The following is a 12,625-nucleotide window of genomic DNA, read 5'->3' on the forward strand; positions in this document are numbered from 1 at the left end:
GCCCAATGCAACGGCCAGCCCCACAAGCGTAACGAATACTTTACGGAAATTGGTAAGTTTTCCTACGCCAAGGCGTTTTAAACAGATGGAATACGGCCTCGTCCGGGTTATCAATAGGCTCATCGCAGGACATAACAAGAACGAATGCCTAGCAGGAGAGCCGTATGAAGCAGACGCAGTACGTGGCCCGCGAGCCCGACGCGCAAGGTTTTATCCACTACCCGCCGGAAGAACACGCGGTGTGGAACACCCTGATCACTCGCCAGTTGAAGGTGATCGAGGGTCGCGCCTGCCAGGAATACCTGGACGGCATTGACAAGCTCGGCCTGCCACACGATCGCATCCCGCAACTGGGTGAAATCAACAAGGTGCTGGCCGAGACTACCGGCTGGCAGGTCGCCCGTGTGCCGGCGCTGATACCCTTCCAGACCTTCTTCGAATTGCTCGCCAGCAAACAGTTTCCAGTGGCGACCTTTATTCGTACCCGCGAAGAACTGGACTACCTGCAAGAGCCGGATATTTTCCACGAGATTTTCGGCCACTGCCCGCTGCTGACCAACCCCTGGTTCGCCGAATTCACCCACACCTACGGCAAGCTCGGCCTGGCGGCCACCAAGGAGCAACGGGTGTATCTGGCGCGCCTGTACTGGATGACCATCGAATTCGGCCTGGTGGACACGCCCGCAGGTCGGCGCATCTACGGCGGCGGCATTCTGTCATCGCCCAAGGAGACCGTGTACAGCCTGTCGTCCGAGCCCGAACACCAGGTGTTCGACCCGCTGGAAGCCATGCGCACGCCGTACCGCATCGACATCCTGCAACCGTTGTATTTCGTGTTGCCCAATCTGAAGCGCCTGTTCGAAGTGGCGCAGGAAGACATCATGGGCATGGTCGAACGCGGTATGCAGTTGGGTCTGCACGCGCCGAAGTTTCCACCGAAACCCAAAGCGGCTTGAACCTTACATCTTCAGGCCAGGTGAGTCTGTTCCCTGGCCGCGCGTTGCTTTAGGGTGACGCTACTGATCTTCAAACACTCGAATTCAGGACACCATCATGACCACCTTGAACCAAGCCCATTGCGAAGCCTGCCGCGCCGATGCCCCGCAAGTCAGCGATGAAGAACTGCCGGTACTGCTCAAGCAGATCCCTGACTGGAACATCGAAGTCCGCGACGGCGTGATGCAACTGGAAAAGGTTTTCCTGTTCAAGAACTTCAAGTTCGCCCTGGCGTTCACCAACGCCATGGGTGAAATCTCCGAAGCCGAAGGCCATCACCCTGGCCTGCTCACCGAGTGGGGCAAGGTCACCGTGACCTGGTGGAGCCACTCCATCAAGGGCCTGCACCGCAACGATTTCATCATGGCCGCCCGCACCGACGAAGTGGCCAAGGACGCCGAGGGCCGCAAGTAATGCACTTCGATGCCATTGGCCGCGTACCCGGCGACCCGATCCTCGGGCTGATGGACCTGTACGCCCAGGACGCCAACCCGAACAAGTTCGACCTGGGCGTGGGCGTCTACAAGGACGACCAGGGCCTGACGCCGATTCCGCACTCGGTGAAACTGGCCGAGCAGCGCCTGGTTGACACGCAAACCACCAAGACCTACATCGGCGGCCACGGCAATGCCGCATTTGGCAAGCTGATCAGCGAACTGGTGCTCGGCGCCGACTCCCCGCTGCTGCGCGACCGTCGTGCCGGCGCCACCCAGACCCCAGGCGGCACCGGTGCCCTGCGTTTGAGCGCCGACTTTATTGCGCACAACCTACCGGGCCGTGGCGTGTGGCTGAGCAACCCGACCTGGCCGATCCACGAAACCATCTTCGCCAAGGCCGGCCTCCAGGTCAGTCATTACCCCTACGTGGGTGCCGACAATCGCCTGGACGTGGCGGCGATGCTCGCCACTTTGTCCAGCGTGCCCCAGGGCGATGTCGTGCTGCTGCACGCCTGCTGCCACAACCCGACCGGTTTTGACCTGTCCCAGGATGACTGGCGCCAGGTGCTGCAGATCGTGCGCGAGCGCCAACTGCTGCCGCTGATCGACTTCGCCTACCAGGGCTTTGGCGATGGCCTGGAGCAGGATGCCTGGGCGGTGCGACTGTTCGCGGCCGAGTTGCCGGAAGTGCTGGTCACCAGCTCCTGCTCGAAAAACTTCGGCCTGTACAGCGACCGTGTCGGCGCGCTGATCGTGTGCGCAGCGGATGCCGAGAAGCTGACGGATGTGCGCAGCCAACTGGCGAACACGGCGCGCAACCTGTGGTCGACGCCGCCAGACCATGGTGCGGCGGTGGTGGCGACGATCCTGGGTGATGCCGAGCTGAAAAAGCAGTGGAGCGACGAGGTCGAGGCCATGCGCTCGAGGATCGCGCACCTGCGTTCCGGGCTGGTGGAGGCGTTGGCACCCCATGGTCTGTCGGAGCGGTTTGCGCACATTGGCGCACAGCGTGGGATGTTTTCCTATACCGGCCTGAGTGCCGGGCAGGTTACACAACTGCGGGAGAAACACAGCGTGTATATGGTGAGTTCTGGCCGGGCGAATGTGGCCGGGATTGATGCGACGCGGTTGACGCTGCTGGCCGAAGCCATCGCCGACGTTTCCCGCTGACGAAACCCGGAATGAATGTGGGAGAGGGCTTGCCCCTCCCACATCTGACTTGTGTGCAACTTCAGCCCGCGACCATTTCGGCCTTGAGCTGCGCTTCCCTGGCCTGCGCATCCGCCAACCGATACAACTCGATACTCCCATCCCAGTGCTCGATCAATGCCGTGCACGACTCCACCCAATCCCCGCAGTTGAGGTAGTCCACCTCGCCCACCTTGCGGATCTCCGCATGATGAATATGCCCGCAGACCACCCCGTGCAGCTCGCGCTTGGTCACTTCGTGGGCGATGGCTTCTTCGAAATCACTGATGAAATTCACCGCCGTCTTGACCTTGTGCTTGAGGTACGCCGACAGCGACCAATAGCCGTAGCCATAGCGCGCCCGCCAATGGTTCAGCCAGCGGTTGAGCGTGAGGGTGAATTCGTAGGCCGAATCGCCGAGGAATGCCAGCCAGCGGTGATAGCGGGTGATCACGTCGAACTGGTCGCCGTGGATCACCAACAGATGGCGGCCATCGGCAGTCACATGAATGGCTTCGTCCACCAGTTGGATATTGCCCAGGATCAGCTTGGAATAACGGCGCAGGAATTCGTCGTGGTTACCGGTGACGTAGATCACCTCGGTGCCGCGCTTGGCCATGGTCAGCAGGCGACGGATCACGTTGGTGTGAGCCTGGGGCCAATACATGCCGCCACGCAGTTTCCAACCGTCGATGATATCGCCCACCAGGTAGACCTTGTCGGCGTGATAGCCCTTGAGGAACTGCGACAGATGCTCAGCCTGGCAATCCCGCGTGCCCAGGTGCACATCGGAAATCCACAGGGTACGCACCCGTTGCTTGCGGCTGGGCTTGGTGAACTCGGCACTGGTCATGGGCATCCCTCGACGGTGTTTTCGCGAGCTTGCGCCCTGGCGATTAATAGCCCATGACAACTGTGCGTCAGTCTGATGACAGCGCCTGCCGGCCGCAAAGCGTTGTAGACTGCCGGCTTGCCAGCATGGAGACCACTATGGGACCCGCCCTCACCCTGCGCCATTACCTCGAAGCGCCCCTCGCCCACAGCCATGATCATGCGCAGTTGGTGTTCGGCCTGTCCGGTCACCTGGACCTGGAAGTCGATGGGCGTGGCAGCCAGGTCCGCGAAAGCAGCGTGATGGTGCTGCCCTTCTCCGCCCACCATGCGTGCGGCAGCCGTGATGGCAGCCGCTGCCTGGTGCTGGATGTGCCCACCGAGCATTGGTTGCTGCAATCGCTGGGCGAACATGCCGACGCCAGCCGCCGCTTGCTCGACCAACCGGCGCGGCTGGCCCTGGATACGCGGCAGAACCAGTTGGTGCAATGGCTGGCGCACAGCCCGGTGGATGACCCGCTGATCGTCCAGCAAGGCGCCGTGCTGTTATTGGCCAGTCTCAATCATCCCCAGGCCCAACCCCTTTCGGCACGGCGTCTGCCGTACGCGGCGTTCAATGCGCACATCGAGCGCCACCTTGCGCACCCGCTGCAGGTGGCGGACCTGGCGCGCATCGCCGACCTGTCGGTGGCACGCTTGCATGCCCGCTTCATCGCCGAATGCGGACAAACGCCGATGGACTACATCCGCAGTCGGCGCCTGCACATGGCCTTGGACCTGCTGCGCCAAACGCCGTTGCCCATCGGCGACATCGCCGATCGCGTCGGCTACACCTCGCAAAGCGCCTTTGCTGCCGCGATGCTGCGTGAGTTTGGCGCGTCGCCGGGGGCTTTGCGACGCAACGCGTAGGAAGAGTCCTGCGATAAAAAACGCGAGCCGCACGACAGACATCCGCACCGGCGACCCACTAGACTGCGCACTTGCCACCCGCTTGTCTCAAGGATCGCAATGACTCCCCGCTCAGCCCTCGGCGCCCTGCATATCGGCGCATTGATGTTTGGCCTAACCGGCGTATTCGGCAAACTCGCGGCCGCTTCGCCAGCCATCATCGTGTTTGGTCGCGCGGCGTTTGCCGTGGTGGCCCTGGCGGTGTTTGCCCGGTTCGCCAGCAACACGGCGTGGAAGATACTGGAGCTGCGCGACTGGCGCCGGCTGCTGGTGAGCGGTGTGTTGCTGGCGGCGCACTGGGTGACCTTCTTTATTGCCGTCAAGGTAGCCGGTGTGGCCGTCGCAACCTTGGGCTTCACCGCGTTCCCGGCGTTTACCGTAATCCTCGAAGGGCTGATTTTCCGCGAGCGGATCCGCACCAACGAAATTGTACTGGTGGCGCTGGTCAGCGTCGGGCTGGTGCTGGTCACCCCGGACTTCAACCTTGCCAGTGAAGCCACGGGCGGCTTGCTCTGGGGGATCGCCTCGGGGCTGTTGTTTTCACTATTATCGCTGAACAACCGCGCCAGCTCCGGCCGCATCCCCGCAGTGCAGGCGGCGCTGTGCCAGAACGTGGTGGTCGCGGTTTGCCTGTTGCCGGTGGCGGCACCGGGGTTGACCGAGGTACGGGCAATCGACTGGCTATGGATCGGTTTGCTCGGCGTGTTCTGCACGGGCCTGGCCCACAGCCTGTTTGTCGCCAGCCTGGCGGTGATCAAGGCGCGCACGGCTTCGGTGGTATTTGCCATGGAGCCGGTCTACGGCATCACCGCCGCCTGGTTGCTGTTTGCCGAAACGCCGACGCTGCGCATGCTCCTGGGCGGCGCACTGATCATCGTCGCCATTGTGCTGTCGGGGTTGATGGGCAGCGCCAGCCAGGCCAAACAGCCCACTGCAACGGCCTGATCTATACTTTAAACATCCGCAACAGTCAGCAGTCGTTCAACGGATATCCGACAGCTCGATGACAGCCAGGGTGTGTTCTGAAGTTGCTGCAAGCGAGTGGTCACAACCTCAACGCGATGCGGGAGCTTTACCATGGAAATGCTCATCAGCTTATTGGTACAGATCATCAGCGGGGCAGTCGGCGGCAACGTCGCCGGCATGACCAAACAGAGCCTCGGGACCGGGCTCAATACACTGATCGGGGGTGTCGGCGGACTGGTGTTGGGCCAGGTCGTCGCGGCATTCACGGGCACCTCGGGCGGTGAAGCGCTGGATGTGGCGGCAGTTGGCAGCAACATTGTGGGGGGTGGTATAGGCGGCCTCATACTGACGTGGCTGATTGGCTTCATCAAACAAAAGATGGCCGCCAAATAGGGCCGCACCAGAGGGTCACCGCCCTTGATAGGGCGGTGACGTTCACTGCGTACGGTCGTTGTGCCCCAGGTCACGCTGCGGGTCGATCCGGTCGCGTACGCGCTGCTTGAGCACCTTGGCTTCGGGAAAGCCCCCGTCCGCCTTGCGCTCCCAGATCTGTACGCCATCACAGGTGATGCGAAACGCGCCGCCGGTGGCCGGCTCCAGTGAGACCTTGCCCAGGTCATCGGCAAACGTACTCAACAGTTCCTGCGCCAGCCACGCGGCACGCAGCAGCCACTGGCACTGGGTGCAATAGGTGATGACGACCTCGGGTTTGCTTGTGGACATAATTTGAAAGGCTCCTGGCATGACGGGCTCGACGGATCGAGTGGCTATAATACCGGCCTTTATCGCCCAGCCCCGAGATTCCTGATGCGCCGCCTGCTGTCCTGCCTGTTGCTGTGCCTGCTCCCTCTGCTTGTCGACGCCGTTGAACCGCCCCGTCCGAAAATCGGCCTGGTGCTGTCTGGCGGCGCCGCCCGAGGCCTGGCCCATATCGGCGTGCTCAAGGCGCTGGAAGAACAAGGCATCCAGATCGACGCGATTGCCGGCACCAGCATGGGCGCGGTGATCGGTGGGCTGTATGCCTCTGGCTACAAGATCGATGAACTGGAAAAGCTGGCGCTGAGTATCGACTGGCAACAGGCCCTGTCCGACGCACCGCCGCGGGAAGACGTGCCGTTCCGGCGCAAACAGGATGACCGGGACTTCCTGGTCAAGCAGAAACTCAGCTTTCGCGACGACGGCAGCCTGGGCCTGCCACTGGGTGTGATTCAGGGCCAGAACCTGGCGCTGCTGCTGGAAAGCATGTTCGCCCACACCAGCAACACGCGTAACTTCGACAAGTTGCCCATCCCCTTCCGGGCGGTGGCGACCGACATCACCACCGGCGAGAAGGTGGTGTTCCGCAAGGGCCACCTGCCCCAGGTGATCCGCGCCAGCATGTCGATCCCGGCGGTGTTCGCACCGGTGGAACTGGACGGTCGGCTACTGGTGGATGGCGGCATGACCGACAATATCCCGCTGGATGTGGCGCGAGAGATGGGCGTAGACATCGCCATAGTCGTGGACATCGGCACCCCGCTGCGTTCACGCAAGCAACTGGCCACGGTGGTGGACGTGCTCAACCAGTCCATCACCTTGATGACTCGGCGCAATTCCGAGGAACAACTCAAGGACCTGCACCCCAAGGACGTGCTGATCCAGCCGCCTCTCGCCGCCTATGGCGTGACCGACTTCGGCCGCGCCAAGGACATGATCGACGCCGGCTACCGCGCCACCCGTGCCCTTGACATGCGCCTGGCCCACCTGCGCCCCGCCGAGCCGGTCGACCCGCAATTGGTGGCCGCGCGCACGCCGGGCGAACGCACCCCGGTGATCACCGCGATCAGCGTGGAGAACGATTCGAAAGTCAGCGACGACGTGATCCGCTACTACATTCGCCAACCCCTGGGCGAGCCGCTCAACCTGGGACGCCTGCAAACGGACATGGGCACCCTGTACGGCCTGGATTATTTCGAGCAAGTGCAATACCGCGTGGTCAAGAAGGGCCAGGACAACACGCTGGTGATCAGCGCGCGGGGCAAGCGCAGCGGCACCGACTACCTGCGCCTGGGCCTGAACCTGTCGGATGACATGCGCGGCGACAGCGCCTTCAACCTCGGCGCCAGCTACCGCATGAATGGCATCAACCGGCTCGGTGCGGAATGGCTCACGCGGGTACAGATCGGGGACCGCCAGGAGCTGTACAGCGAGTTCTACCAGCCGATGGACACCGGCTCGCGCTACTTTGTCGCACCGTACATCAGGGCCCAGGCGCAGAACGTCGAGCTGATCCTGGACAACGACCCCATCTCCGAATACCGCTTGGAACGCTACGGTTTTGGCTTGAACGTCGGCCGCCAGATCGGCAACAGCGGCGAGATCCGCTTCGGCGTCGGCGAAGCCTGGGGCAAGGCGGACGTGCGCATCGGCGACCGCGACCTGCCCAGCGTGAGTTTCAGCGAAGGCTTCTATGAACTGAAGTACTCCTTCGATTCCCTGGACAACGTGTACTTCCCCCACACCGGCGAAGACATCGGCCTGGCCTACCGCGAGTTCGAACCCGGCCTGGGCTCGGACCAGCGCTACCGCCAGTGGGAGTTCAAGCTCGACAAAGCCATGAGCCACGGTCCGGACACCCTGGTGCTGGGTGGACGCTACGGGCGCACCCTGGATGATTCGGATGTGGTGATTTCCAGCTTCCTGCTGGGCGGGGCGCGACAGCTATCGGGCTTCCGCCAGGATGCGATCTCGGGGCAGAACGTCAGCCTGATGCGGGCGGTGTACTACCGCAGGCTTACGCCCCGTTCGTACCTGCCACTGGATTTCCCGTTGTACCTGGGCGCTTCACTTGAACGCGGCCGGGCGTGGAACAACGACAACGAATTCGACAGCGGCTATATCAACGCGGCGAGTATTTTCCTGGGGTTCGATACGCCGTTGGGGCCGCTGAATTTCAGCTATGGGTTCAACGATGACAACCAGAAGGCGGTGTATCTGAACCTGGGGCAGACGTTTTAGCGTCTTGCTCAGAACCCGTGTGGAGAGCGGCGCTATTGTGGCGAGCGGGCTTGTCCCGCGTTGGGCTGCGAAGCGGCCCCAAAAACAGACGACTGATTTCTAGCTGAAAAACGCGGTGACTTTAGTGGGGCCGCTTCGCAGCCCAACGCGGGACAAGCCCGCTCGCCACAACAAATCTGCTCACCACCACAGCACCGCTGGCCACAGCAAGCCCGCCCGGTGGTTTTTTTCAGGACTTTTCCAGATTCGCCAGAATGTGCCCATGCACGCGCATGCACACGCTCAGGTCGGCTTCGTCCACCCCCACAAACAGCTCGTGGCGCAGGGCGGTGGCAATGGTTTCGATTTGTTCGATCAGGGGGCGTGCGGTATCACACAGCACGATGCGCTTGGCACGACGGTCTTCCACCACCGCCTGGCGTTGCACCAGGCCTTGGCCTTCAAGGCTGTCCAGCAGGCGAGCCAGTGTAGGCCCTTCGACGCCGACGCTTTGCGCCAGCTCACGCTGGGTGGGTGCCTCTTCAAAACGAGCCAAGTGCAGCAGAACCAGCCAGCGCGCCTGGGATAAACCAAGCCCCGCCAGACGGCGGTCCAGCTCGGCGCGCCACCCACGGGACATTTGCGCCAGCTGCATGCCAAAACGATGTTGATCGGTTAAAGACATAAAAAACTCATTGTTTAGACTGAAAATAAAGTGTGGCTAATTATTAGTCAGCTAAGCATGAGCTTTGCCCATAGGCAAGAGTTGCTATGTACTGATTCGTTACATTGTCGTAATTGCCACACTAAATTTCGAACTCAGACTGCAAAGCCGCGCGCACGCAGTACAAAACCCCCTCTGGAACACGCCCGGTAAACAGCGGCGCAATCTCCGCAACAGGTGGCAATTCGCCCTCGCCGTCGAGGAACGCATCCTGGATCTCACCGAGCAGATCCTCTGGCAAGTCAAGGGCCTGCTCCAACGACAACTGCTGCTTGCCGATGGATTCGGCAAGCAAGGTGTAGACGTTTTTTTCCGAACATTGCAACTGACCGGCGATCTGGATCGGGGTCATGCCGGCGCGTGCCAGGCTGATCAGTTCGTGGCGGATATCGGCGACCTCCTTCGGCGCTTCGGCATGGCCGCCGAGCACTTCGAGGAACGCCTGGCCGTAACGCTCCAGCTTTCGCGCCCCCACGCCGCTGACGCGCGCCATCTCGGCCATGGTGGTGGGCTGTTCGCGCAACATTTCCAACAGCGTCGAGTCGGGGAAAATGACGTACGGCGGCACGCTGTGTTCCTGTGCCAGTTTGCGCCGAAGGGTGCGCAAGGCTTCCCACTGCTCCCGTTCCTCGCCACGCACCAGTTGGCTGGCCTGACTGGTGCTGGTCCTTGCGGTGGTCTGCGGCTTGAGGTCGCGGCGTAACTCCAGGCTGACCTCGCCTTTCAGCAAGGGCCGGCAACTGTCATTCAGACGCAGGCCGCCGAATCCTTCGATGTCGATGTCTACCAATCCACGCGCGACCATCTGCCGGAACAGAGAACGCCATTCGCCTTCGGCGCGGGCCTTGCCGACACCGTAGACCGAGAGTTTTTCGTGGCCGAAGCTGCGGACCTTCTCGTTGTCCTTGCCCAGCAGTACATCCACCAGATGGCCCACACCATAACGCTGACCAGTGCGGTAGATAGCGGACAAACCCTGGCGTGCCGGCTCGGTGGCATCCCAGGTCTGCACGCCATCAACGCAGTTATCGCAGTGGCCGCAGGGTTCAGGCATGTCTTCATCGAAATATGCCAGCAGGGTCTGGCGCCGGCAGCGGGTTTCCTCACACAGCGAGAGCATCGCGTCGAGCTTGTGCTGCTCCAGGCGCTTGTGTCGCTCGTCGCCTTCGGAGTTCTGCAACATCTGCTTGAGCATCACCACGTCTTGCAGGCCGTAGACCATCCACGCATCCGCCGGCAAACCGTCACGGCCGGCACGCCCGGTTTCCTGGTAGTACGCCTCGAGGGATTTGGGCAAATCCATGTGCGCCACGAAGCGCACGTTGGATTTGTCGATGCCCATGCCGAACGCGATGGTAGCCACCATGATCAGGCCTTCCTCGTTGAGGAAGCGCTTCTGGTGCGCCGAACGCGTTTCGTTGGGCAGGCCGGCGTGGTACGGCAGCGCCGGGTAGCCCTGCTCGCAGAGAAACGCAGCCACTTCATCGACCTTCTTGCGCGACAGGCAATAGACGATGCCCGCATCGCTGCGCCGCTCGGAGAGGAACGCCAGCAACTGCTTGCGCGGCTGCTCCTTGGGCACGATGCGATAGAAAATATTCGGTCGGTCGAAGCTTGAGAGGAAGCGTTCGGCGTTCTGCAGATGCAGGCGCTCGACGATTTCTTCCCGGGTGCGCTTGTCGGCGGTCGCGGTCAGCGCAATGCGCGGCACATCGGGAAACAGCTCCGCCAATTGGCCGAGCTGCAAATACTCGCGGCGGAAGTCATGACCCCATTGCGATACGCAGTGGGCTTCATCGATGGCGAACAGGGCGATTTCCAGGCTCTGCAAAAACGCCAGCATGCGCGGCTGCACCAGACGCTCGGGCGCCAGATAGAGCATCTTCACTTCACCGCGCTTGATGCGAACGGCCAGGTCACGCTGCTGTTCGGCACTGAGGGTGGAATTCAACGATGCGGCGGCGACACCCAGCTCTTCCAGGGTTGCCACCTGGTCGTCCATCAATGCAATCAAAGGCGATACCACCACCGCCAAGCCATTGCGCAACAGCGCCGGCACCTGGAAGCACAAAGACTTGCCGCCACCGGTAGGCATCAGGACCAGTGCGTCACCGCCACTGGCCACGCGCTCAATGATCGCACCCTGGCGGCCACGAAAACTGTCGTAGCCGAAGATGTCCTTGAGGACGCGTTGAGCCTGCTCGAGCATGTAAAACTCCAAAATGGTGCCGAAATCCCTCTGTACAGGCTGGCCGAAAAAACACGCGTTCACGGGAAATAATCCGTAAGCGAAGTTTTCGCGGGCTGGCGCTTGGCCTGCAAGGGCATCACAAAACGCGGCAGTATACCCGAGCGATCTGCGGCAAAGGGCATCACTGACGAATAGCCGCCACGATCTAAAATGCCGTGCGGCTGGCCTGGGCGCTCAAGAAAGCCTAGAATTCAGCATCGTTTATTCCCAAGGTAACTCTTCAATGTCCTTCGCTGAGCAACTAACCCGCCTGCAAGCCTTCCTCGACGCCGATGAGCTGCATGACGAGGCGCTGGACTACGTGGCCGCCCACGGCTACCTGACCGCCTTGTCGATCTGCTCCGAGGTCGTGCCTGACCGTGAATGGATCGACGCGCTGTTCGCCGAAGAGCCGCACTACACCGACGCCGCCCAACGCGAAGAAATCGAAGCCACCCTGCTGGCCCTCAAGGCCCACATCGGTCGCCAGCTGGCCTCGGACGAAGAGTTCGAGCTGCCTTGCGAACTGGACCTGGGCGAAGAGCCGGATGACTCCGACCTGCGCGGCTGGTGCATCGGCTTCATGGAAGGCGTGTTCCTGCGCGAAGCCGCCTGGTTCGAAACCGCCGAGGAAGAAGTCAGTGAAATGCTGCTGCCGATCATGGTCGGTTCGGGTCTGTTCGACGACCAGCCGGAGTTCTCCGACATCGCCGCCGACGCCAACCTGATGGACGACATGATCGTGCAGATCCCGGAAGCCCTCACCGCGCTGTACCTGCTGTGCAACGCCCCTGACGAAAAACCGGCGATCCTCAAGCCACGTCACCACTGAGTCGTTTGCCCGTGACACCCATGGGCAACCGTCCGCTGCTCCTGCGCTACCTGCTGCTGGCCATTGGTTGGCTGAGCGTAGCGCTGGGAGTCATCGGCATTTTCCTACCGGTATTGCCGACCACGCCCTTCCTGCTGCTCGCCGCCGCCTGCTTCGCCCGAAGCTCCCCGCGTTTCTACCACTGGCTGGTGCAACACCCGCGCCTTGGCCCGTGGATCCGTGATTACCTGGACGGCAACGGCATCCCGCTCAAGGGCAAGGTCTACGCCATCGGCTTGATGTGGCTGAGCATCGGCGTGTCCTGCTATTTAGTGCCCCTACCGTGGGCGCGCGGCTTCATGCTGACCAGCGCCGTGCTGGTGACAATCTACATCCTGCGCCAGAAAACCCTGCCACCGCGCTGAATGACCTGCGACATTCGATCCCACACGACCTTGGTCGACACTGACTAACCCCAGGCATCATGCGAGACTGTCCAACCGGGCCTGGAATGCCCG

General features: G+C 61.9%; 13 protein-coding genes. 9 read left to right on the forward strand and 4 right to left on the reverse strand.

Going from position 1 to position 12,625, the window contains the following annotated elements; genetic code table 11:
* The first annotated feature begins 164 nt into the window (after positions 1–164).
* From phhA to AC3WP7_RS05245, 3 genes are all read left to right on the forward strand, one after another.
* Positions 165–956 (forward strand): phenylalanine 4-monooxygenase, encoded by a 792-nt coding sequence (gene phhA / locus AC3WP7_RS05235; RefSeq protein WP_092243009.1) that lies wholly within the window; start codon positions 165–167, stop codon positions 954–956.
* A 97-nt stretch (positions 957–1,053) separates the two neighbouring features.
* A complete protein-coding gene (locus AC3WP7_RS05240; RefSeq protein ID WP_010208721.1) occupies positions 1,054–1,410 on the forward strand; it encodes a 4a-hydroxytetrahydrobiopterin dehydratase in 357 nt (118 codons plus the stop codon).
* Positions 1,410–2,603, forward strand: coding sequence for an amino acid aminotransferase (locus AC3WP7_RS05245; protein ID WP_093122292.1), 1,194 nt, complete (start codon positions 1,410–1,412; stop codon positions 2,601–2,603). Before AC3WP7_RS05240 ends, AC3WP7_RS05245 begins: the two co-directional genes overlap by 1 nt.
* Before the next feature lie 61 nt (positions 2,604–2,664).
* On the opposite strand, the gene AC3WP7_RS05250 is transcribed toward AC3WP7_RS05245, so the two are convergent.
* Positions 2,665–3,474, reverse strand: coding sequence for a UDP-2,3-diacylglucosamine diphosphatase (locus tag AC3WP7_RS05250; RefSeq protein ID WP_071491296.1), 810 nt, complete (start codon positions 3,472–3,474; stop codon positions 2,665–2,667).
* A 137-nt stretch (positions 3,475–3,611) separates the two neighbouring features.
* Between AC3WP7_RS05250 and AC3WP7_RS05255 the strand changes: the two genes are divergently transcribed.
* The 3 genes from AC3WP7_RS05255 to AC3WP7_RS05265 all read left to right on the forward strand — a co-directional run bounded on the left by AC3WP7_RS05255 (position 3,612) and on the right by AC3WP7_RS05265 (position 5,759).
* Positions 3,612–4,361, forward strand: a complete 750-nt coding sequence (locus AC3WP7_RS05255; protein WP_071491297.1) for a helix-turn-helix transcriptional regulator — start codon at positions 3,612–3,614, stop codon at positions 4,359–4,361.
* 99 nt (positions 4,362–4,460) lie between these two features.
* Positions 4,461–5,345 carry a DMT family transporter gene (locus AC3WP7_RS05260; protein ID WP_092242999.1) on the forward strand — a complete coding sequence of 295 codons (885 nt, stop codon included), beginning with the start codon at positions 4,461–4,463 and terminating at the stop codon, positions 5,343–5,345.
* 132 nt (positions 5,346–5,477) lie between these two features.
* Positions 5,478–5,759 (forward strand): hypothetical protein, encoded by a 282-nt coding sequence (locus AC3WP7_RS05265; protein ID WP_093122281.1) that lies wholly within the window; start codon positions 5,478–5,480, stop codon positions 5,757–5,759.
* A gap of 42 nt (positions 5,760–5,801) precedes the next feature.
* Here AC3WP7_RS05265 and AC3WP7_RS05270 read toward each other — a convergent pair whose 3' ends face one another.
* Positions 5,802–6,089 carry an Rdx family protein gene (locus AC3WP7_RS05270; protein WP_093122276.1) on the reverse strand — a complete coding sequence of 96 codons (288 nt, stop codon included), beginning with the start codon at positions 6,087–6,089 and terminating at the stop codon, positions 5,802–5,804.
* Positions 6,090–6,173: 84 nt separating this feature from the next.
* On the opposite strand from AC3WP7_RS05270, the gene AC3WP7_RS05275 reads away from it, so the two are divergent.
* Entirely contained in the window at positions 6,174–8,363 is a 2,190-nt protein-coding gene (locus AC3WP7_RS05275; protein ID WP_093122273.1) for a patatin-like phospholipase family protein, read from the forward strand.
* A 229-nt stretch (positions 8,364–8,592) separates the two neighbouring features.
* Here AC3WP7_RS05275 and AC3WP7_RS05280 read toward each other — a convergent pair whose 3' ends face one another.
* Both AC3WP7_RS05280 and recQ read right to left on the reverse strand, forming a co-directional pair.
* Entirely contained in the window at positions 8,593–9,027 is a 435-nt protein-coding gene (locus AC3WP7_RS05280; protein ID WP_058424932.1) for a MarR family transcriptional regulator, read from the reverse strand.
* 121 nt (positions 9,028–9,148) lie between these two features.
* Positions 9,149–11,275 carry a DNA helicase RecQ gene (recQ, locus tag AC3WP7_RS05285; protein WP_093529485.1) on the reverse strand — a complete coding sequence of 709 codons (2,127 nt, stop codon included), beginning with the start codon at positions 11,273–11,275 and terminating at the stop codon, positions 9,149–9,151.
* A gap of 265 nt (positions 11,276–11,540) precedes the next feature.
* Here recQ and AC3WP7_RS05290 point away from each other — a divergent pair, with 265 nt between their 5' ends.
* A complete protein-coding gene (locus AC3WP7_RS05290; protein ID WP_058424934.1) occupies positions 11,541–12,128 on the forward strand; it encodes a UPF0149 family protein in 588 nt (195 codons plus the stop codon).
* Between the two features lie 20 nt (positions 12,129–12,148).
* On the forward strand, positions 12,149–12,532 hold the full coding sequence (locus AC3WP7_RS05295) for a YbaN family protein (protein ID WP_071491302.1): 384 nt from the start codon (positions 12,149–12,151) through the stop codon (positions 12,530–12,532).
* Positions 12,533–12,625 lie beyond the last annotated feature (93 nt).

The sequence above is a fragment of the Pseudomonas sp. FW305-3-2-15-C-LB1 genome (genome assembly GCF_058787615.1).